The following is a 21,250-nucleotide window of genomic DNA, read 5'->3' on the forward strand; positions in this document are numbered from 1 at the left end:
AAACCGCACTGCTGTGACAGTTGAGAGCAGCTTAGGCCAAGGCATTGAGGCGTGTCCGGCGAATCAGAACGTAGGCTGCCCCCATGGGAAAGAAGCGCTCGGGCGGTGGTCTGTCACCAACTCAGCAGGCCGCGAAGTTCCTAGGTGTCAGCGTGCTCGCGGGAGCCGTGCTGGCAGGTATCGCCCTGCCCGCGGCCGGCGCGCTCGGCCTCGCGGCGAAGGGCTCGGTGGAGGAGTTCGACGACATCCCCTCCAACATGGAGCAGCCGCCGCTGAGTCAGCGCACCACCATCCTCGACAGCGAGGGCGGCTCCATCGCCACGGTCTACTCGCGTGACCGCACGGTGGTCCCCCTCAAGGAGATCTCGCCGTACATGCAGAAGGCGATCGTCGCGATCGAGGACTCGCGCTTCTACGAACACGGCGCGATCGACGCGAAGGGCATCCTGCGCGCGCTGAACCAGAACGCCCAGAGCGGCGGCGTCTCCCAGGGCGCGTCCACGCTCACCCAGCAGTACGTGAAGAACGTCTTCGTCGAGGAGGCCGGCGACGACCCGACGAAGGTCGCCGAGGCCACCCAGCAGACCCTCGGGCGCAAGATCCGCGAGCTGAAGTACGCGATCCAGGTCGAGGACAAGCTGGGCAAGAAGCGCATCCTCAGCAACTACCTGAACATCACGTACTTCGGACAGCAGGCGTACGGAGTCGAGGCCGCGGCCCAGCGCTACTTCTCCAAGCCCGCCAAGAGCCTCCAGGTCCAGGAGGCCGCGCTGCTTGCCGGCATCGTGCAGTCCCCCAGCCGGTACGACCCGGTCAACGACACCGAGGAAGCCACCAAGCGCCGCAACACGGTGCTGCAGCGGATGGCCGAGACGCACGACATCACGCAGGCGGAGGCCGCGGCGGCGAAGGAGAAGCCGCTCGGCCTGAAGGTGAGCAGGCCCAAGAACGGCTGCATCACGGCCGTCAGCGGCGCCGGGTTCTTCTGTGACTACGTACGCGAGGTCTTCCTCTCCGACCCCGTCTTCGGCAAGACCAAGGAAGCCCGTGCCAAGGTCTGGAACCAGGGCGGTCTGCGGATCAAGACCACCCTCGACCCGCAGGCACAGCAGTCGGTGCAGGCGTCGATAAAGGATCACGTCAACCAGAGCGACGACGTGGCCACGGCGGCCACCATCGTCGAGCCGGGCAGCGGCAAGATCCTGGGCATGGGCCAGTCGCGGCCCTACGGCTTCAAGAAGGACGAGACCACGATCAACCTCTCCGTGGACGACTCCATGGGCGGCGGCGCGGGCTACCAGCCGGGATCGACCTTCAAGCCGATCGTCGCGGCGGCCGCCCTGGAGGGCGGCATGCCGCCGACGAAGAGCTACGGCGCTCCGTACGAGATGCCCTACCCCGACAGCGTCGCGGCGTGCGACGGCAAGAAGTGGGTGAACTCGGGCGGCGCGAAGCTCACCAACGAGAACGAGTCCGAGGTCGGCCCCTACGGCATGAAGGAAGCGACCGCGAAGTCGGTCAACACCTACTACGTGGAGATGATCGGCGACATCGGCATCTGCCCGGTGACGAAGATGGCCAAGGAGATGGGCGTCGAGCGGGCGGACGGCCGCAAGATGGACCAGGCGCCGTCGATCGCGCTCGGCACCCAGGAGATGTCGCCGCTGACGATGGCGGGCGCGTACGCGACGTTCGCCTCGCGCGGCAAGTACTGCTCGCCCGTCGCGATCGAGTCGATCGCCGCTCCGGGCGGCAAGACGCTGCCGGTGCCGAAGTCGACGTGCTCGCGCGCGATGTCTCCGAAGACGGCCGACACGATCAACACCCTCCTCAAGGGCGTGGTCGAGGACGGAACCGGCCAGCAGGCCGGCCTCGGCTCCCGCCCGAGCGCGGGCAAGACGGGTACGACCGACTACCGCTACGCCGCCTGGTTCGTCGGCTACACCCCGAACATGTCGGGCGCGGTCTGGGTCGGCGACCCGCAGCACAAGCGGCAGATGGTCGACATCACCATCGGCGGAGTCCCGTACGACAAGGTCTTCGGTGGTGAGGTCCCCGGTCCGATCTGGCGGGACGCGATGAGCGGCGCGCTGGCGGGCAAGCCCGCGCCGGGCTTCAACACCATCCACATCCCGGACGGCGACAAGGGCAAGGACAAGGACAAGCCGCACGAGGACAACAAGCCGGGTGGCGGCGGCCACGGCGGTGGCGGAAATGGCGGAGGCGGCAACGGCGGGGGCGGCGATCCCTGGCCGGACATCTCGCTGCCGCCGGACGTCATCGGCGGGAACGGCAATGGGGGCGGCATCGGTGGGGGCTGGGACCGGTGAGCGGTGAGCGGTGAGCGGTAACCGGTAACAGGTGACCGGTGACCGGTAGCTCTTCCGGCTCCTCCGCTTGATACGTGGATGAGGGCGCCCCCTGCTTCAGGGGGCGCCCTCATCATTCCCGTACGTGAGTGTGCTCAGCCCGCGAGCAGCTGCTTGACCACGGCGGCGACGCGGCCGCCCTCCGCCAGGCCCGCGACCTTCGGGTTCACGATCTTCATGACCTGGCCCATGGCCCGCGGCCCCTCGGCGCCGGCGGCCCTGGCCTCCTCGACGGCCTGGGCGACGATCGCCCGGAGCTCGTCCTCGGAGAGCTGCTTCGGCAGGTACTCGGCGAGGATCTCGCCCTCCGCCTTCTCCTTCTCGGCCTGCTCGGCGCGGCCGCCGTTGGCGAAGGCCTCCGCAGCCTCGCGGCGCTTCTTCGCCTCGCGGGCGATCACCTTCTGCACCTCGTCGTCGGAGAGCTCGCGGGCCGTCTTGCCCGAGACCTCCTCCTTCGTGATGGCGGTGAGGGTCAGCCGGAGCGTCGAGGAGCGCAGCTCGTCGCGCCCCCTGATAGCGGCGGTGAGGTCTTCCTGAAGCTTCGCCTTGAGCGTGGTCATGCGGTGATTGTCGCAGGTGCGTACGGCCCGACGCCCGCTGATTTACGGGGCCTTCGGGTCTGACACGATGGGTGGATGCGCGCGCGATACGCAGTACCTCTGGGAATCACGGCGACGGCCGCCGCCGGTCTGGCCTACTCGGTGGGCATTGAAGCCCGCCTCTTCCGACTGCGACGGGTCACGGTGCCGGTCCTTCCGCCGGGGATGCGACCGCTCAGAGTCCTCCAGGTGTCGGACATCCACATGGTGTCCGGACAACGCAAGAAGCAGCGCTGGCTGCGCTCCCTCGCGGGCCTTCGCCCCGACTTCGTGATCAACACCGGGGACAACCTCTCCGACCCGGAGGGCGTGCCGGAGACGCTGGACGCGCTCGGCCCGCTGATGCAGTTCCCCGGGGCGTACGTCTTCGGCTCGAACGACTACTACGGCCCGAAGCCGCGCAACCCCGCCCGCTACCTGCTTGAGAAGGTGCAGGGCAAGCACGGCCTGAACGGCAACCCGCCCGCCGTCGGCGTCATCCACAACCCGTGGGAGGACCTGCGCGACGGGTTCGACGCCGCGGGTTGGCTGAACCTCACCAACACCCGGGACGCGCTGAAGATCGAGGGCTACGAGATCGGCCTCACCGGCGTGGACGACCCGCACATCAAGCGCGACCGGTACGCGCACGTGGCGGGCGGTCCCGACGCGGGCGCCGACTTCTCGATGGGCATCGTGCACGCCCCGTACCTGCGCAGCCTCGACGCCTTCACGGCCGACGGCTACCCCTTGATCCTCGCGGGGCACACGCACGGCGGCCAGGTGTGCATCCCCTTCTACGGGGCGCTGGTCACCAACTGCGACCTGGACACGGACCGCGTGAAGGGCCTGTCGACGCACGAGGCGGAGGGGCAGACGTCGTACATGCACGTCTCGGCGGGCTGCGGCGCGAACCGCTACACCCCGATGCGCTTCGCGTGCCCGCCGGAGGCGACGCTGCTTACGTTGACTGCTCGGGGCTGAGGGGTCCCTCCCGGGGGGGCGGGCTGGGGCCGGCGTGGACCGCCCCCGGGCCGGGAGCTGCCCCCCTGCTTCTCTGCCGCGCTGCGGATGAGCGGAACGGTGCTTACCGTGGGGACATGATCACGCGGACCTCGTCGACCGCCCCGGCGGAGGCGGTCGTGCCGCGCCCGCGCCGCCCCGTGACCGCGGCCTTCCGGGCACTGGTCGCCCTGGCCGCGGTCACCGGCATCGTGATCGACCTGGTCATCGGCAGCCCACTGCGGGTGCTCAGCTACTTCACCATCCAGAGCAATGTGCTGTTGGCGGTGGTCTTCACCTTCTCGGCCCTGCGCGCCTGGCGGGGCCACCGCGCACTGCCTCCGCTCCTGACCGGCGGCACGCTGCTCTTCATCTCGATCACGGGCCTCGTCTACCACTTCGTCCTGGCCAACGGTTCGAGCGGCTTCGCCATGACGGACGACATCGAGGCGTACTCCGGCTGGCACTCCCTCTCCAACCAACTGCTGCACACCGTGACCCCGATCGGCGCGCTCCTCGACTGGCTCCTGCTCACCCGCCCCGGCGGCCTCCGCCTGCATCACGCCGCGCAGTGGATGGTCTACCCGCTCGCCTACCTGGCCTTCGCCCTGACCCGCGGCGCGCTCATGTCCCCCGGCTCACCGGCGCGCTACCCCTACCCGTTCCTGGACGTCGAGGTGCACGGATACGCGGGGGTCCTGGCCAACGCGGTCTTCTTCGGCCTGGCCTTCTACGCGCTGGCCCTGCTCCTGGTCGGCCTGGACCGGATCCGCCCAGGTCGCCGAGGCACGGTGCGGCCCGGGAGCAAGGGCCCGAAAACCGGATTTCGTCTCCGGGCGCCGGTCCGCTAAAGTAATCGATGTCGCCACGACCTGCGCAGCGGGCCGGTGGAGCAACGACATCGGGGTGTAGCGCAGCTTGGCAGCGCGCTTCGTTCGGGACGAAGAGGTCGTGGGTTCAAATCCCGCCACCCCGACAGCTGAAACAGCAGGTGGCCTGCCTACTCTTAAGAGTGGGTAGGCCACCTGCTTTTTGTGCGTGTCTATCTGCGTGACTACCGCTCCGGAGCGGGCTTGAAGATGCCGTCCATGACCACGGCGCCGGTCTGGATCACAGGCCAGGCCGGATCTGCTTCCGATAGACCTCCTCGGTCACAGCGGTCCCCGAGTGGCCGACGAGCCAGGAAATCTCCTCCAGGGGCACGCCACTGTCGGAGAGCAGCGACACGAAGCTGTGCCGGAGCTCCCGAGGCGTCCACTCGTCGGCATCGATCCCCTCCGCATCCTTGAGGGCCACCCGGAAGGCACGGCGGACGTTGGTCGCATCCAGCGGCTTGCCGACAGCAGAGGAGAAGACGAGCCCCTTCTCCTCCCAGCCGTCACCGGCGCCGAGGCGCTCCCACCCCTGGTCCTCGAACTGCGCCCACAGCACTTCCACGCACCGCGCAGGCAGGGCGAGCGTGCGCCGGGACTTCCGCGTCTTGGTGTCCCCGCCGCGTCGGACCGACCGCCACACGGCGATGTGCGGAGGCTGCGGCGGATTGACGTCCGGCCTGCCCCTGAGAAACACGTGGTCCCAGGTCAGCGCGCGAAGCTCCTCGGTGCGGGCACCGGTCAGCAGGGCGACGACGATGTACGCGTACATCGAGGTCCCCTCGGCCGCCTTGAGCACGGCCTCCGCCTGGACCAAGGTGAGCGCCTTGGACGGGCGCCCCGGACGGCCGGCCGGAACGGCGCACAGCTCGACGACGTTGCGCTTCACCTTGTCCCGCGCCATGGCCCGCTTGACCGAGCGATTGAGGCAGGAGTGCAGCCCCCGCAGGGTGCGCGTGCTGAGCGTCCGAGCTTTGACCGCCAACCAACGGTCGACGTCCTCCGCACTGAGATCACGGAGCTTTCGCGCTCCCAGGCTTGGGATCACGTGGGTCCGACTCAGCCCGGTGACGGTCTCGATCGTGCTCTCGTCACGCCCCGCCAGGCCGTACGTGAGCCAGTCGTTCACTGCGTCCGCGACGGTGTAGTTGGTGGGCGCGATGGCGAGCCCGTCCTCGTGATCGCGCAATACCTCCTTGAGCTTGTTCTTCGTCTCTGTCTTGGTCCTGCCACTCGCCCGCTTGACGATGCTCTTGCCGCTCGGATCGAAGCCCAGATTCGCGGTGGCGATCCAGCGCTGCCGCTTCGCATCCCAGTGCAGGCCGCCGTCACCACGGCTACGACGCATGGTCATCAGGCAGCACGCTCCATCTGCCCTGCGATGAACTCGGCGAGAGCGGCAGCGGGGATACGTCGGCATCGCCCGATGGCAACAGAAGGCAGACGCCGAGTGCGAATCAGGTCGTAGACCTTGGAGCGCCTGACCTTCAGGCGAGCCATGACATCGGCCACGGTTAACAGCTCGTCGTCACGCATGCGTTGGTTCTCCTTCTGTTCCGGGTGCGGGTTCGATGGATTCGGCGAGCCAGGCTTCGGCATCAGTGAGGCCGGTTCCGGCATAGACCCAGTGGGCGAGAACGAGGGTCGTGTCGCCCCCCACCTCCGGATTTCCGTAGGTGGTCGGGTCAGCGGTGGCCGCTGTGGCTTGTGCTGCGCGCCATTCGGCACGGGCAGTGCGGAGCGCGCCGAGGGTGGTCGAGTAGCGGCGGGACTTTGTCGAGAAATGGCCGCGGAAGCCGAGCATGTGGGCCCAGGCCCGAAGCCGGAGTTCCGCCAGTTCCTTGCGGGCGCCGAGAGCCCAGGCGGTGCGGACCATGCGGCGGGCGTGGTCGCTGATGTCGAGCTGGTCGAGTTCGGCGAGGAACCTGACCGGACGGTCGAGAGCTCCCGTGGCAGTCTCGGCGCCCTTGGTGGCGTACTTGGCGATGTACGCAGCGACTACGTTGCCACACAACTTGCCCACTCGTCTATACAAGTATGCCTGTTGGGATGTACGAGTTCGGGGAAGCGACCACCGTGCACCACGGCCGTCAGGCCCTCACGTGGCCGGGAGCTGGTACGACAGGACGTAGGCGTCCGCCGCCATGACGGTGTCGCAGACCTCCACGGCCCGCCCTTCGGTGTCATACGCGGTGCGGATCAGGTGGATCACGGGCACGCCAGAGGCCAGCCGGAGCGTCCGCACTTCTGACGGCGCGGGCATCCGGGCCCGGATCTCCTCCTCGAAGTGGTCGAGGTGGTGCCCCAGCTCTTCGAGGCGGGCGTAGATGCCGCCGGGGCCGGGGTTGGGTTCAGCGATCTGCGTACCGCGCGCGATGTCGAGCGGAAGGTAGGAGGTGGCGAACTCAACCGGGCGGCCGTCGAGCAGATACCGACGCCGACGAGCGAGCACGCGCCGTACGGAGCCGAGGCGGGTGGAGATGTCCTGAGTGGCCTTCTCTTCCTTGACCTCCAGGCTGTCGACCTGGGGATGGCTGCCCGCAGCGTCGGCCTCGACGATGAAGGCGGACTTGCCTTGCTCACGGTGGCGCCGGGCGAAGCGGTCGGAGGCCAGGCGTCGGACCGGCGGCCGTGGCCGTACGAAGACGCCCTTGCCGTGTTCGGCGTGGACCAGGCCCTCACCCGTGAGAACCGAGAAGGAGTTCCGAACGGTCATCCGGGAGACGCCGTAATGCTCGACGAGTTCGGCTTCGGAGGGCAGCTTCTCGCCCTCCTTGAATCGCCCACGGTCGATGGCCTCGCGCAGCTGGTCGGCGATCTGCCGGAAGACCGCACGATCACTCGTGGGGTCGATGTCGCCGAGCAGGCTCGGAAGTGACGTCACGTGTACTCCTTTAGGTATCTAGACGAGTGGGCGAGTGTTGTTGCTACGGTGGAGAGCCTAGCCATCCGAGAGGGCCGAGGACCTTGAGCACTGACCGTCCGCACTCCGTGAGCGTTGCCGGAGTCATCGTCGACGAGCAGGGCCGAGCCCTTCTGATCAAGCGCCGCGACAACGGCCATTGGGAACCCCCGGGCGGCATCCTCGAACGCGAGGAAACCATCCCCGAGGCCCTGCAACGCGAAGTCCTCGAAGAAACCGGCATCAAGATCGCGCTTCCCGCGACACTCACCGGCATCTACAAGAACATGACGGGCTTGATCGTCTCCATGGTCTTCCGCTGCGAGGCCGCCGACGGCACGCCCACTACCGGCGACGAGACCCGAGCTCTGCGCTGGGCCACCCGCGACGAAGTCACCGAACTCGCCGACGAGGCGTTCGCGATCCGCGTCCTGGACGCACTCGACGCGGCTTCCCCACCGGCCATCCGCGCCCACGACGGCGTGAAACTCGTCTAGCTCGAACCCGCTGCACATGGCGGCCTACCAGCACGAAGGAACTTGTATGCACGAGTATACGAGCACTATCCGAGTCTGGGGCCTGACTTGCCCAGGTTTCCCAGAAGAGGTCAGCCGGGCCCGACGCTGGACGCGGGACATCCTGCGGGGATCACCCCTCGCCGAGGACGCCGAGCTGATCGTGAGCGAGCTGAGCGCGAACGCAATCCTGCATACGGCGAGCGGTCGCCAGGCGGGCAGCTTCTCCCTGGCCGTCGAGGTATCACCGCAGATGGTCGCCCTGTCGGTCACGGACGACGGGGGCACGAGAACCGCACCGAAGGTCGAGCACCAGGACGACGAGGCGGAGCACGGCAGAGGCCTGGGCATGGTCAGCGTGATCGCACACCGGGTCGTCGTTCACGACAGCGACAAGGGCCACACGGTCACCGCGGAGCTCTTCACCGATACCGGCCGAGGAGTCCAACCATGCGGATGAGAGGGCCCCGACGCGGCTACTGGTGCGAGTGCTGGACGGAGACCACTACGGGCCATCAGGGCGGGCCGCATCTACGAGCATCGTTCGACGCCTATTCGGCACCGCAGGCCGACAGGTGGGTAGCGATCGCACTCCGCACCATCTCACCGGCACTCGACACCGACGCTTCGGACGAAGCCTGGGGGTGGCTCTACGCGGGACGGGCCCAGACCCGCAGAGCGCTCCTGGCCATGAAGCCCTGCACGGTCTCTGTGACGCATGCCGACACTCGGATCACCTGGACGATCCGACCAGTTGTCTTCCTACCCCTCGCCGACCGCCAGGCGGCGGAACTCCCAGCGTGCGCACACGACTTCAAGCCCCATCAGTCGGACTGAGTTGCAACTTTCTCTACTGGTTCAAGAGCTGGCGGCCAACTGAACTCAGAGAATGGGTACATCGTGGCTGAGGCGGTCGGCTCCACGGCTTTACGCAGCCACTTTGGGGCAAGCCTCTAAGATCATGGCCCCAACGTCGTGCTTTAACGGGCAGGTCCACAGACTGCCCGACTCGCGATGAGCTTACGGGGCCATGATCACTCGCCCCAAAGCAGCTCCAGCCCAAAGCCGCTCCGCCGACCTATCACTCGTGTACAGCAAGTTGACCGGCCGTTCGCGGAATCGCTCGATAAACAGCAAACGGAATGACCGAAAACCCGGGATACTGGGGTAGATCAACGAACCCCATACCTCCCATGTATCGCATTAGGCCATTGATGCCGTCCGCGAACCTTCCCCGCTTCACACCCTCTGCGCCGAAAAAGTCGAACTCTGGAAGTGTAGTGTCCTTGGCGCCATAGCTACCAACGCTACCCACCAATGTCCATTCTTGCGGTTCCGTCCCGTATCGCGCGAAAAGGATGTCGGCTTCGCTGTCCAAATACTGCCGACCTTGTTGCAGTCGAGCCCCAATTAGCACATTACTCGACTCAACCGGCGAAAGGTTGATATGTAGCCCGGGTGCGAAGATTCCGCGCGCCATGCGGATGATGGCCCGGAGAGCGTCCCCGTCTACACCGCCCGGACCTTGGAAGTCGAGGATGGCGTCTTCCAGCTGAGGCTCAGGTTGTGTATGGCCAGCCTTAGGGGGGCGCTGCCCCTGCCCGGATTTCCCCTTACCCGGGGGAACTTTTTTCGCGGTCGCACCTAAGTCAATTCCCATACCGTGCAATCCCAGAGTCACGGAGGCGAAGGCAGCAAAGGCGCTCGCTGCATAACGGCTGTCGAACAATGACCCCATAGCAGTGATGCGTACGAGCGACCCGGGCGGGGCGATTCGGCTCAGTCCACCCGATTCCCATTGCGCTGGATCTGCAACTTCGGCCGATATATCATGAAGCAATCCTTCGCTCTCCAAAGCACCTTCCAGCATCGGGAAAATGGCATCGCCAAGCGATTTCTGCGTGTATCTTTCAGCACCAGCTACTTGGAGATGTTGAGCAATGCTTCGAGGTCCGACCGTATATCGCTTCTCCTCGCTACTGGTCTCCCGCTCTTCTTCCGCCACCCCTCCATCAAGCTGAGCGAGCATCGCCCGAGTCTTGTCCGTATCCACATACAGAAACTCACGCAGAATCAAACCGCACCGCCTCGAAGAGATTGGATCGCGATGGTATCGGCTCGACAGAAGAGGCGTGGGAGAAACAATAAAGTGACACTCAGTGCCGGTCGAGAAGGCGGAGGAATGCTGAGCTCGACCCTAGAACTGGTGAACGACGCACAGGCCCAGCGGCAGGCGCCCCACAGGCAAGTTCCTTCCAGACGAAGGAATCGCAAAGTTAAGTCCGCCGTGCGCACGGCGGTCGGAGGGAACGCGCCTGCGTGGCGCGTCACGATGAGGCAACCTGTAAGTAGGGGAGGGCGGCTCAGGGAGGTCACCAATGGCCTATCACGAGGAACACCCCTGGAAAGACAGACGCCGAACACACCACATACGGTCCACGACGGCGCTCGGCTGTGTGCTGGCGGTGGGGCTCGTCATCGTGATGGCTGTGATCGAGTTCCGGGCCGCAGTGATCATCGTGGGGTTGGCAGTCGTCACTGCCGCTCTCCTGTTCATCAGCAAGCGGACTGACCGACGTGGCCTCTAGTGCCACGGTATTCCACTTCTGAGAGTCGCAGACCAAACGCGGACCCGACATCCATGCCAGACATCAACGAGGGCGTACGGCAGCACACACGAGCATCCATCGGAGACATACCCATGGGCGGATGCGAACCTCGTAGGCGCGTGGTGATCGAACTCCTAGAGCGGATGTCTCCCACCTAAGGGTCTCGACAGGAGCCATGCCCAGGACGAGCGGACTCAGCAGAGGCACCTCTGTCCTTCAGGTGCAGGCGACGCGGGTTACAGATCACGCTCCGCTGCCGTTCAGAATGCACTTCAGCACGTGAGCGGACCTGGGCCGAGCACGGCGGGCCGTAGCCACGAGGATGCGGCCCGCCGTACCCTTAAGTTGTCCTGGCGTAGGAGGCGTCTACCTAACGAACAGGACGTAGTAGCCCACGATTACGACGATGGCAGTCGTCGTGATCAGGGACTTCAGGCGGGCGGTCCGGGATTCGTCGGCAATTGCGAACCGGACCGTCTGCCCGACCTGCGTGAACAATTCGCGCACCAGCACCTCCATTGATTGTTTAACTCTCGGGCGAAGCTTCTAACCTTCTCTGTAGCGAAACAAGAAAAGCCCGACTTCTAATCACTCCGGCACTAATGCGCCATCGTCGCGAAAAGAAATCAGGCTTGCGATTTCACGATATGGATTTATAAATCTTCGAACTCTGATTCATCCTCTGGCGGCGTAGAGCCCACCCCCTTGATGCCACAGCCCAAGGGGCGAAGAGATCGAGCAGCAAAACTATATCACAGCCTATGACCTGCAACTCTGCCTACCCGTAGGCGAGTTCGGCGCCCCGGGCACCCCATCCCAGGGACTGTTCCCACTGACTGTAGAAGCGTCAGACCGTGCCAGTTGCGTGCCAGATGCTGCGGAGAGTCACGGGGAACACCGGGGAACCAGCTGGCCCCCCACCAAGCGCCGAGTCCGCTCGCAGCAGGTCAGCTGGCCATGCGCCCCAGAGTGACCCAAGCTTCCCAAACTGAGGTCCCAACCAGGCGTTGCGCCGGTACCCGGCCGACAGGAGCGGCTCACGGTTCGCAAGAGCCGTAGGGTGCCAGCATGTTCGAGACGATCCGATGGCGCTGCTACGCACATGCGGGTGACCGGCGTAGCGCCGAACGAGTGGTCGGCCGCATCGAGAAGCTGTTGCCGTGCCCCTTCGAGATCGTGGGATACCAGCGGTACTGGAAGTTCCCAGAGCTCGCCGAACTGCGGCTCGCCTCCCCTCTCGCCTGTTCCACCTCGGAGCACGCACTACTCACCACTCTCCAGTTGGCCTGGAAAATCGCCACACCGTGGAGTCTCCTTGGCTCCGAAGCGGGCGCACCTCATGAGTTCGAAGGCATCGCGTCCGCCAACGTCAGCGCCACGTTCAGTGTCGTCGGCATTGAGTGGATGGAGTTCACCATCACTGATCGCCCTGAGGACACGGCAGCGGAGACTCCCGCCTGACACTCGACGTCAAGGAGCAGCCGGCCAGGCACGGCCCGGTCTCAGTTTCCGTCTCATTCAGCCTGGTTCACCGCCATTCATGACTGACCCAGCGCCGGTACCGCGTGAGCGGCCAACCTCGCGTGAACGCAGGTGAACCACCTGGAACGACGCCCACCACCCACCCCCACAGTTGGAAAGCGTGTTGGACGCCGCCAGTGGTACGGGAGGTGCCTCAAACGGCCCCCACAATGGCTAACCATGGAGTGGCTATCACTGACGATTGCGCTGGTCCCGGCAGTCATTGCGTGGGGTATCACCGTCTGGCAGGTACGGACACAGCGAGTCCGGCAGATCGAGGACGTCTACGTAGCACGCTACTGGTCGTTGCTGGACAAGTACTCAACGGCCACCCTTCGTGGTCTGGACGGGCACAGTCTGGGGCCGCAAGAGGAGTTGGCGATTCGTCTGTACTTTCGCCTGAGCGAAGATGAGGCTGACCTGCGGTCGCAAGGCTGGGTCTCCGATGACACGTGGCGTGACTGGAGCGGCGCCATCTCTTCACAGATGCATCGGCAGCCGTTCGCGCGCCTGTGGGTCGAGACCTTGGAGGACGCCGAAGACGGGCGTGACTACGAATTCAAGCATCTGCGCAGACTGTGGCATGACCGCGCCTACGATCCCCCACCGTCTGGAACTCTTCGCGGATGGCTACGTCGGGCGCCCTGGCGACGCTCCACAGGTGCATAGCGCCGTTCGGGCATGCCGTGCCGAGGTCGATGCCGCACCACAAGCGCACCAGATCGAGCGGGGAGCAGCGGGGAATCACGGTGAAAGCGGACGCCGCCGGGGCTACAACCCAACCATTTACCCAGGTCAGCATCCGAACCAGCTCTACTGATCGCAGCTTCCCAAGCTGATGGCCTCTAGGTAGGGCTGAGAGACTCCGCAGCCAGTTGCCTCAGTCGACGCTCTCGGTAACACAGGCTCTGCCAGACTCCGTTCATGCGGCGTTGTTCTGGCGTGACACGGCAGGGGCAAGCCTGCGGCAACCCAGCTGGACGGAACGGCTACTGCCATTTGCATGGCCGTGCTCGCCGCCGGAGCCGGAGCGTCAACTTCCGTCCTCCGCGCATGTCAGCTGGCCCACAGCGGCAAGGAAGACAGCGGGGTTGGTGGTGGCGGCTCCAGCGGCTCTCCATGAGCTGGCTTGAGATGCTTCGCGACGTCATCAACCGCCGTAGGTGACGCCGTTGGCTGGGTGGCACATGGACCGTCCGAGCCGTACGAGGTGAGTGTCTAACTGCGTGACAACCACGGCGCACAACCGCGAACAACCGTGGACGTCAGCGGACCGTCGGTGCAGGTGACAGACATAGCAGCCCAAGGACAACTACCGCCCCAAGTTGCTTCGGGACGTAGAAGTCGTGGGTTCGAATCTCGCGGTCCCGACCGCTGAAGCACCAAGACAGGGGCCTGAACCGCATCACGGGTCAGGCCCCTGTCGGCTAACGCCAGCCGGCAGCGGCCGATCACTGTTAGTCAGGACCTGCCCCGTACAGCGTCAGCATCAGTGCCACAGCGGCAACGCCGACCAAAAGCGCGGCGCCCAGCCGTTCGTCGCGCCGAGATTCGCGCACAACGAAGCAGCCGACCATGGCGATCAAGGCGAGAGTCAACGCGTCAGGCATTCACGCCTCCCGCGCTTCCGCTGCACGGCCATCAGCTCGACCACCACCAGGCGACTGGGTTGCTCGGAAATGGGACGGCTCCTCGCCATCCCAACTGTGGTGCGCACGACGACCGAGCCGCTTGAGTTTGCGGCGTACTCGCTCGCCTAGAGCCTCGGCGTCGCCCTGCGCGTAAGCCTGCGAGGTGAGGGCCAGCACCGTGACGGCTGCTTCGGTCCAACTTGACGTCCCTGAACGGGACCAAGCGAGCGCGACGGCCCTCTCAGTCGGCAACATCTGTTCAAGCACGGCGAGCACACGCGGATCGTCAGGCAGCACCCCCGTAAGGATGTCGGCCGGGTCGGGCCCTCCTGCGACGAGGTCAGCGAGAGTCAGCCCATTCTCCAGAACGGGGACATCGAGGCTGAGCAGTCGCTCTCCGGCGCAGCGCCGGCGCCACAGTGGCGTGAGCTGTCGGTGGATCTCGCGCACCTCATGCATCAGCCGGGACAGAGCCCCACGGCGAATGGTGCCGTGCGTGTACAGGGTGCTCGCCCAATCGCCAAGGAGAGCTGTGGACACCGGCTCCTGCCAGCGGGCACCCCGCCACAGACCGAGGTCGACGGCCATGAACTTCTCGATGAGCTCGGTGTTGCCGAGCGCCGCCTCATTCCGTGCTTCCACGGCTCGTGCCGCGAGCCTGGCCTCACGGGCCTCCGCGCGAACCTCTGGAGACCTGGGCCTCGCGGGGTTCGCCGCTCCGACCCATGGGTCGTTGACCTCCCCTTCCGTCCAGGTGTGGACGATTTGCCCCGGTTCGAGTTTGGAGTTGTTCCGGAACAGGCGCCCTGCCAGCAGGCGCCCACCGTCCTTTTCGTTGCCGAAATAGAAGTAGGAGCTGTCGCGGACTCCTCCATCGCCCCCGTACGCGATGAGGTCGCCCTCATCCAGCACGGGGAGGCCGTGAGCGGACTGTGGATCAATGGGTACAGGCTTCGGCTCAGGAAGCACCCGCCACCGCCTGACCAGACCGTAGCTCGCGTAAAAGGCGTCAAGATCCTCGGCTTCTTTCGCCTCAGACTCGCCCGCCTCACGGGGCAGGACGGTCGCAGGCGATGCCTCCGCTTCCGGCGTCTGCGGTTCTTCGGGAGCTTCGGGCCTCATGGGTGGTCCTCCGGCAGATGATGGGTGAGCTTGTCTCCTCTCGGGCGCCGCAACGCCCCGAACCGGCAATCCGCGCCCGGGAATTTAGAGTGATCCGCATCACAACGCCGGACGTTGTGCTGAAGTCCCCCTCGCCGCACCGACGCCTTGACCAGGGGCATCACCGTCACGACTGGTGGTGGCCTTCGTCGAACCTCATTCGGGACGAAGAGCTCGTGGGTTGAAATCCCGTCACCCGACAGTTGAAATCGCAGGTCAGGCCCGGTTTCCAGAAATGGGAACCGGGCCTGACTCGTTCTCTGGGGCCGTTTTCGGGAGCAGCGGGGAATGGGTGGGGAGTGGGTCATAAGGGTTCAAGCCCGGGGAGTGACACCGCGATCCGGATCCGGGCGGCCCATGCCGCCTCCCGAGCCACCACGCCCCAACTAGTCACGAGGCGCACGCGCCCGCGCCAGGCAGACGGACAGATGGATGGACAGACAGGCAGCCATGTACGGGCCTCGCCCACTCGCCGCGTCGTTTCGGCACCGGTCCCTCCCTGTGGGGACCGGTGCCGAACGACGGACTGCATCGATCCGCGCCGTGTCGGTGTAACAGCGCGGATCGAGGAAAGGCGGATCCGCAGTCCACGCGACAGCGGTCCGGGGTGAACGGCGGAAACCAGCCGAGGCGATGCAGCGTCGCGAGTCACCTCTGCGAGTCACCTCGAGCCGATGACCTGCCCTGACGCTGCGCGGTTGGTTCGCTACCGATTCGTGATCCTGCCAGTTGGGGCCTTGGAGGGGGAGGTTCCGTCATCGTCCGGACGCCTTATCCGCAGGTCAGCCGTATAAGGTGAGTTTTCCGGTCCGGATGTTCAGGCGCGGGGAAGTTAGGGGTGGAGGCCTTGAGTTCCGACTCGGGGGCACGCACAGCCTTCGCGGAACGTCTCGCGCTGCTGTACAAGGAAGCCGGTAACCCTCCCCTCCAACGCGTGGCCGAGGCGGTCGTCCGGCATCAGCGGGTCGACGAACGCGGGCGGATCGTGCGGGTATCCGCCCAGCGGATCAGCGACTGGCGGCGGGCCAAGAACGTGCCTGCCCAGTTCGCTGCCCTCTCAGCGGTACTTCATGTGCTGATACCCGAAGCGCGGCGCGAGCAGCCCGCGCCGGTCTCCACCGGTCTGTACGACATGGCCCAGTGGCAGCTCCTGTGGGAGCGCGCGGTGGCCGACCCGGTCAGCGGTCGCGCCGCCCCGGTATCCGCGGAAGACGAGGAACGGCTTCAGGCCGAGGCCCCGACCGCCGTCCACGGTGTGTGTCCCTACCGCGGTCTCGCTTCGTATCGCCAGCAGGACGCCCGGTGGTTCTTCGGTCGCGAGCGGAGCACGGATGCCCTCGTCGCTCAGCTCCGCGCCGCGGAGAAGACGGGCGGTCTGGTCATGCTCGTGGGCGCCTCGGGGGCGGGAAAGTCCTCCCTGCTGAATGCGGGTCTGGTGCCCACACTGCAGAACGGCGCGCTGAGTGGTGACAGCGGCCAGGCAGGGCCCGTGCTGCAGCTCGTGCCGGGGAGTGATCCCCTCGCGGAACTCGCCCGTCAGATACCTGATCTCGCTCACCTCATCTCTGCCGCCGAGGAACCGGTGGTGCCGGCCGCGCCGGTGGTGCCGACCGTGTCGGCGGGGTCAGCCGTGCCGGAGCCTGGCCGTCCGGAGTTCTCCAGCGCCGTGCGCGAGGCCGTCACCGCCTGGGCGCGACGCGAGACCTCGTCCGCCGGCCGGCCGGTCGTCATCGTGGATCAGTTCGAGGAGACGTTCACGCTGTCCTCCGACGAGGCCGGCACGCGTACCTTCATTCAGCTTCTTCAGGCCGCGTCCTCGCCCGGCGACGGCGGCGACCCCGCTGCCGCGCTCGTGGTCCTCGGCGTACGCGCCGACTTCTACGAGCACTGCCTCGGGTATCCCGAACTGGCCGACGCGCTGCAGCACCGGCACATGGTGCTCGGGCCGCTGACCACCACGGAGTTGCGCGACGCGGTGACCGGACCTGCCAAGGCCGTGGGTCTCGAGCTCGAACCGGGGCTCGCGGAACTGATCGTCCGGGAAGTGAGCACGGACGGGCCCCGCGGCACCCACGACGCGGGAGTGCTGCCGCTCCTCTCCCACGCCCTGCTCGCCACGTGGCAGCGGCGGAAGGCAGGAAGGCTGACGCTGGGCGGCTACCGCGCGGCGGGAGGAATCCAGGGAGCCGTCGCGGCGAGCGCCGAGCGTGCCTGGTCCGACCTCGACCCGCCGGCCCGCACAGCCGCGAGGCTGCTCCTCCTCAGGCTGGTGCGGCTCGGTGAGGACACCCAGGCCACCCGCAGGCGGGGTACGCGGCGCCAGCTCGCCGAGGAGTCGACGGATCCCGGCAAGACGGAGGAGTCGCTCGAAGCGCTGGTACGCGCCCGGTTGGTGACGCTCGACTCGGAGACCGTGGAGATCACGCATGAGGCGCTGCTCCACGCCTGGCCCCGGCTGCGCGACTGGATCGACGAGGACAGGAACGACAACCTGCTGCGCCAACGCCTCGAAGAGGACGGCAGGACCTGGGAGGACTCCGACCGCGACACGGCACTGCTCTACCGGGGCTCCCGTCTCGAGCAGGCCCGTGCCTGGCGCAAGACCGCCGGTGGCACCTTTCTGACCAGAGGAGCGGTGGAGTTCCTGGCCGCATCGGCCAGGCTCCGCAGGCGCACCGTGCTGATCATTCGTGGTGCGGTGGCGGCTCTGGTCGTCCTTGCCGTGGTGGCCGTCGCATCGGCGGTGGTCGCGTGGCAGCAGCGGGACGACGCGGTGTTCGAGCAGGTGGTCGCCGAGGCCGATCGCGCCCAGCACACGGATCCGTCACTGTCCGCCCAACTCGACCTGGTGGCCCACAACCTGCGGCCGGACGACCAAGGCACGAAGAACCGCCTGCTCTCGATCGTGAACGCACCGCTGGCCACCCCGCTCCTCGGCCACAAGGGCGCCGTCTACCTCACCTCGTTCAGCCCGAACGGACGGTTCCTGGCCACCGCCAGCTACGACAGGACCGTACGGCTGTGGGACGTGGCCGACCCGTCCCGTCCTCAGCCCATGGGCAAACCCCTCACGGGGCACACGAGTTGGGTGAGCAGCGCGGTCTTCAGTCCGGACGGCGACACCCTCGCCACCGGGTCGGACGACGGCACGGTCCGGCTGTGGGACGTCCGGGATCCCGGCCATCCGCGTTCGCTGGGGCCGCCCGTCACCGGTCATGGCGGTGCGATCTATCTGGTCGCCTTCAGCCCGGACGGGCGCACTCTGGCCTCCGCCAACGACGACCACACCGTCCGTCTGTGGAACGTGGCCGACCCGAGCCGGCCGAAGGCGCTCGGCGCCCTGTCCGGCCACACCGCCGCCGTACGCTCCGTGGCCTTCAGCCCCGACGGGCGGACACTGGCGGGCGGTGGCGACAGCGGCACGGTCAGGCTCTGGAACATCGCCGAGCCGCGTCGCCCGAAGCCGGTCGGCAAAGCGCTGACCGGCCATACGGGCACGGTGCACTCGGTGGCCTTCAGCCCCGACGGACGTACCCTCGCCAGCGGCAGCAGGGACAACACCATCCGGCTCTGGAACGTGACCGACCCGCGCCACGCGAAATCGCTCGGCCCGCCGCTCACCGGCCACACCGGGGCCGTGTGGTCCGTGGCCTTCAACCCCGCGGGAACCATGCTCGCGGCCGCCAGCGCGGACAGCACGGCCAGTCTGTGGAACGTCCGTGATCCGGCGCACCCTTCACAGGTCGGCGAGCCCCTCGCGGGCAGCAGCGGGGAGATGTACGCGCTCGGATTCAGCCCCGACGGACGTACTCTCGCCACGGGGAGCGGCGACAACAAGGTCCGCCTGTGGTCGATACCGACGTCGGACATGATCGGCCGGATCGGAGCGTTCCGCCCTGACGGGAAGGTGCTCGCCACAGCCGCACGCGACCAACAGCTTCGGCTGTGGGACGTGGAGCGTCCCAACCGGCCCGTGGCGCTGAGCAAACCGTTCAAGCCCTGGGACGGGGAGGTGCGTTCGCCTGTGTTCTCCCCCGACGGCCGCACTCTCGCGGTCCTCACGGGAAACCACGCGGTGCAGCTGTGGAACGTCACCGACCCGACGCGCCCCGTCCCCCACGGGCCGCCCGTCGCCCTGCGGACACGGTTCGCGGCCGCGCTGGACTTCAGCCCGGACGGGCGCACGCTGGCGACCGCCGACACCGACCGCACCATTCAGTTGTGGGACGTCAGCGAGCCCTCGCGCCTCCGTAAGCTCGGCGAGCCGCTCACGGGCCACAAGGGCTACGTCAATTCCCTCGTCTTCGGCACGGACGGGCGCACTCTCGCCAGCGCCAGCGCGGACGGCACGATCCGGCTCTGGAAGGTGTCCGACCCGCGCCATGTCACCCGGCTCGGCAAGCCTCTCAAGGGGCACCTCGGCCCCATCAACGAGCTCGCCTACAGCCCGGACGGCCGTACGCTGGCCAGCGGGAGCGACGACGGCACGGTCCGGCTCTGGAACGTCACCGACCCCCGCAAAGCAGCCCAGTTGGGGTCCCCACTCACCGGCCACACCGACGCGGTGGTCTCCCTGACATACAGCCAGGACGGCCACACCCTGGCCAGCGGCGGCAACGACAACACGGTCCGCCTCTGGGACGTCACCCGCCCCTCAAGCGCCTCCCCCATCGGTCAGTCCATGAGCCCCAACGCCAAGACCGGCAGTTTTCTGTCGTTCAGCCCGCAGGGCGAGATGCTCGGAGTTTCGAGCGGCACGGATACCGTCCGGCTCTGGAACTTGGACACCGGCGAGGCGATTCGTCGCATTTGCTCGACCACTCGGGACGTTCTTACACGGGAGAAATGGCACGAGTATCTGCCGCGCCTCTCGTACGCGCCTCCCTGCGACGACTAACGGTTCGCCACCCCTCCCCTACGGATCACGTTGCGTGATCCCGGTCACAACTCCCCATTTCGACGGAGTAGTTGCCTCCCTTTACCCGAGCAGCCTTGTTACGGTTGGCCACAGCCCGATCGCTGGTGCATCCCCCGTCGCCAGCGATCGGGCCCTTTCGTGGCCTCAGCGCCCGGTGGTTCAAATTGAGGCACAGCCGGACAGCTAATTCCGGCCCAACTGGGTGGTGGGGCCATGCTTCGTGGACAGCGGGCCTTGCATAACGCGGATGCGGCCCGCCTCGCTCGTTAGCGAAGCCCGTTGGTGAAGCGCGATAGCGGAGCTCGTTGGTGACCGGGCCTCGTCAAGTCCTCTTTAGGAGTCGTATGCTGAGCCCGCTGTGAACGACGGGACGGTGCGCGCGGATGGCGAAGGCCTACGAGGAGATCGCGGACGAGCTGCGCGCGCAGATCCGCGCAGGCCGGCTCGGGCCCGGTGACCGGCTGCCGTCCGAGTCGGACCTCGTCAGGACCACCGGGCGCAGCGGGCCGACCGTCCAGCAAGCCCTGCGCGTGCTCCAGGCCGAGGGGCTGATCGAGAAGCAGCACGGCCGCGGCACCTTCGTCCGCCGCCCGCGTACGCCGATTGAGCGCACGAACGCACGGCACCAGTGGGAGAAGGACCGTGCCCGCGCGCCCGAGCGGCAGCGCCTGGGCACGGGGGCGACCGAGCGCGACACCGGGCTCGGGGTCGACGACCTCGTCTTTCACGCGGCGTACCGCGAGATCGGGGCATCCAAGGAGATCGCAGCGGCCCTGGGCGTCGCTGAAGGAACGGCGCTCGTCGAGCGCACCTACCGGACGCGCTACAGCGCCGAGCGGAATCCGTTCAGCCTCGTCACCTCGCTCCTGATCCGCGACCTCGTCCAGCAGAACCCCGACCTCCTGGACGAGACGAAAGAGCCCTGGCCGGGCGGGACATGGAACCAGCTGCTCACGGTGGGCATCGAGATCGACCGCGTCGAGGAACGGGTGACGGCCCGGCCCCCGACGGTGGAGGAAGCGGACGAGCTGGGCCTGCCGCCCGGCACGTCGGTTCTCGTCCTGCGCAAGACCTTGTACGACACGGACGACCGCATCGTGGAGATGTCTGACGTCACGCTGCCCGGCGACCGCACGGAAATGCTCTTCACGACTCACTTGGAAAGGTGGTGA

16 protein-coding genes, 1 tRNA gene and 2 pseudogenes are annotated in these 21,250 nt (G+C 66.8%); 11 read left to right on the forward strand and 8 right to left on the reverse strand.

The annotated features are described in order from the left end of the window. Window positions 1-83 precede the first annotated feature (83 nt). Window positions 84-2,330 carry a transglycosylase domain-containing protein gene (locus tag M4V62_RS20450; protein WP_249588690.1) on the forward strand — a complete coding sequence of 749 codons (2,247 nt, stop codon included), beginning with the start codon at window positions 84-86 and terminating at the stop codon, window positions 2,328-2,330. Window positions 2,331-2,464: 134 nt separating this feature from the next. On the opposite strand, the gene M4V62_RS20455 is transcribed toward M4V62_RS20450, so the two are convergent. After that, on the reverse strand, window positions 2,465-2,929 hold the full coding sequence (locus tag M4V62_RS20455) for a GatB/YqeY domain-containing protein (protein ID WP_249588691.1): 465 nt from the start codon (window positions 2,927-2,929) through the stop codon (window positions 2,465-2,467). 75 nt (window positions 2,930-3,004) lie between these two features. On the opposite strand from M4V62_RS20455, the gene M4V62_RS20460 reads away from it, so the two are divergent. From M4V62_RS20460 to M4V62_RS20470, 3 genes are all read left to right on the forward strand, one after another. Beyond that, a complete protein-coding gene (locus M4V62_RS20460) occupies window positions 3,005-3,931 on the forward strand; it encodes a metallophosphoesterase (protein WP_249588692.1) in 927 nt (308 codons plus the stop codon). A gap of 116 nt (window positions 3,932-4,047) precedes the next feature. After that, window positions 4,048-4,800 (forward strand): Pr6Pr family membrane protein, encoded by a 753-nt coding sequence (locus M4V62_RS20465; RefSeq protein WP_249588693.1) that lies wholly within the window; start codon window positions 4,048-4,050, stop codon window positions 4,798-4,800. A gap of 51 nt (window positions 4,801-4,851) precedes the next feature. Further along, a tRNA-Pro gene (locus tag M4V62_RS20470) sits at window positions 4,852-4,925 on the forward strand. A gap of 78 nt (window positions 4,926-5,003) precedes the next feature. Here the strand turns inward: M4V62_RS20470 and M4V62_RS20475 are convergent. The 4 genes and pseudogenes from M4V62_RS20475 to M4V62_RS20490 all read right to left on the reverse strand — a co-directional run bounded on the left by M4V62_RS20475 (window position 5,004) and on the right by M4V62_RS20490 (window position 7,705). Then, window positions 5,004-6,175: pseudogene (locus M4V62_RS20475) on the reverse strand (tyrosine-type recombinase/integrase). Next, on the reverse strand, window positions 6,175-6,357 hold the full coding sequence (locus M4V62_RS20480; protein WP_249588694.1) for a helix-turn-helix domain-containing protein: 183 nt from the start codon (window positions 6,355-6,357) through the stop codon (window positions 6,175-6,177). Before M4V62_RS20480 ends, M4V62_RS20475 begins: the two are co-directional and overlap by 1 nt. After that, window positions 6,350-6,826 (reverse strand): annotated as a pseudogene (locus M4V62_RS20485) (replication initiator); the annotation flags it as partial. The gene M4V62_RS20480 and the pseudogene M4V62_RS20485, both read right to left, overlap by 8 nt. A gap of 93 nt (window positions 6,827-6,919) precedes the next feature. Next, window positions 6,920-7,705, reverse strand: a complete 786-nt coding sequence (locus tag M4V62_RS20490) for a GntR family transcriptional regulator (RefSeq protein ID WP_249588695.1) — start codon at window positions 7,703-7,705, stop codon at window positions 6,920-6,922. A gap of 107 nt (window positions 7,706-7,812) precedes the next feature. Between M4V62_RS20490 and M4V62_RS20495 the strand changes: the two genes are divergently transcribed. From M4V62_RS20495 to M4V62_RS20505, 3 genes are read left to right on the forward strand one after another with little or no spacing between them, the layout of a single operon-like run. Continuing rightward, the gene (locus M4V62_RS20495) at window positions 7,813-8,220 is read left to right on the forward strand and encodes an NUDIX hydrolase (protein WP_249588696.1); all 408 of its coding nucleotides are present in this window, start codon (window positions 7,813-7,815) and stop codon (window positions 8,218-8,220) included. Window positions 8,221-8,266: 46 nt separating this feature from the next. After that, entirely contained in the window at window positions 8,267-8,698 is a 432-nt protein-coding gene (locus M4V62_RS20500; protein WP_249588697.1) for an ATP-binding protein, read from the forward strand. Continuing rightward, window positions 8,695-9,075, forward strand: a complete 381-nt coding sequence (locus M4V62_RS20505) for a hypothetical protein (RefSeq protein WP_425575205.1) — start codon at window positions 8,695-8,697, stop codon at window positions 9,073-9,075. Before M4V62_RS20500 ends, M4V62_RS20505 begins: the two co-directional genes overlap by 4 nt. Before the next feature lie 244 nt (window positions 9,076-9,319). Here M4V62_RS20505 and M4V62_RS20510 read toward each other — a convergent pair whose 3' ends face one another. Beyond that, window positions 9,320-10,315: a DUF6414 family protein gene (locus M4V62_RS20510; RefSeq protein WP_425575204.1), complete on the reverse strand. Its 996-nt coding sequence runs from the start codon at window positions 10,313-10,315 to the stop codon at window positions 9,320-9,322. A gap of 1,600 nt (window positions 10,316-11,915) precedes the next feature. Between M4V62_RS20510 and M4V62_RS20515 the strand changes: the two genes are divergently transcribed. Together M4V62_RS20515 and M4V62_RS20520 are read left to right on the forward strand one after the other, a co-directional pair. Next, window positions 11,916-12,308: a hypothetical protein gene (locus tag M4V62_RS20515; protein ID WP_249588700.1), complete on the forward strand. Its 393-nt coding sequence runs from the start codon at window positions 11,916-11,918 to the stop codon at window positions 12,306-12,308. Window positions 12,309-12,548: 240 nt separating this feature from the next. After that, the gene (locus M4V62_RS20520) at window positions 12,549-13,037 is read left to right on the forward strand and encodes a hypothetical protein (RefSeq protein ID WP_249588701.1); all 489 of its coding nucleotides are present in this window, start codon (window positions 12,549-12,551) and stop codon (window positions 13,035-13,037) included. Between the two features lie 788 nt (window positions 13,038-13,825). Here M4V62_RS20520 and M4V62_RS20525 read toward each other — a convergent pair. Beyond that, window positions 13,826-13,978 (reverse strand): hypothetical protein, encoded by a 153-nt coding sequence (locus M4V62_RS20525; RefSeq protein WP_249588702.1) that lies wholly within the window; start codon window positions 13,976-13,978, stop codon window positions 13,826-13,828. Continuing rightward, window positions 13,979-15,121 (reverse strand): hypothetical protein, encoded by a 1,143-nt coding sequence (locus tag M4V62_RS20530; protein WP_249588703.1) that lies wholly within the window; start codon window positions 15,119-15,121, stop codon window positions 13,979-13,981. Window positions 15,122-15,998: 877 nt separating this feature from the next. Here M4V62_RS20530 and M4V62_RS20535 point away from each other — a divergent pair. Next, window positions 15,999-20,057 carry a WD40 repeat domain-containing protein gene (locus M4V62_RS20535; protein ID WP_249588704.1) on the forward strand — a complete coding sequence of 1,353 codons (4,059 nt, stop codon included), beginning with the start codon at window positions 15,999-16,001 and terminating at the stop codon, window positions 20,055-20,057. Between the two features lie 404 nt (window positions 20,058-20,461). Next, the gene (locus M4V62_RS20540; RefSeq protein ID WP_249588705.1) at window positions 20,462-21,250 is read left to right on the forward strand and encodes a GntR family transcriptional regulator; all 789 of its coding nucleotides are present in this window, start codon (window positions 20,462-20,464) and stop codon (window positions 21,248-21,250) included.

The sequence above is a fragment of the Streptomyces durmitorensis genome (assembly GCF_023498005.1).
Classification (GTDB): domain Bacteria; phylum Actinomycetota; class Actinomycetes; order Streptomycetales; family Streptomycetaceae; genus Streptomyces; species Streptomyces durmitorensis.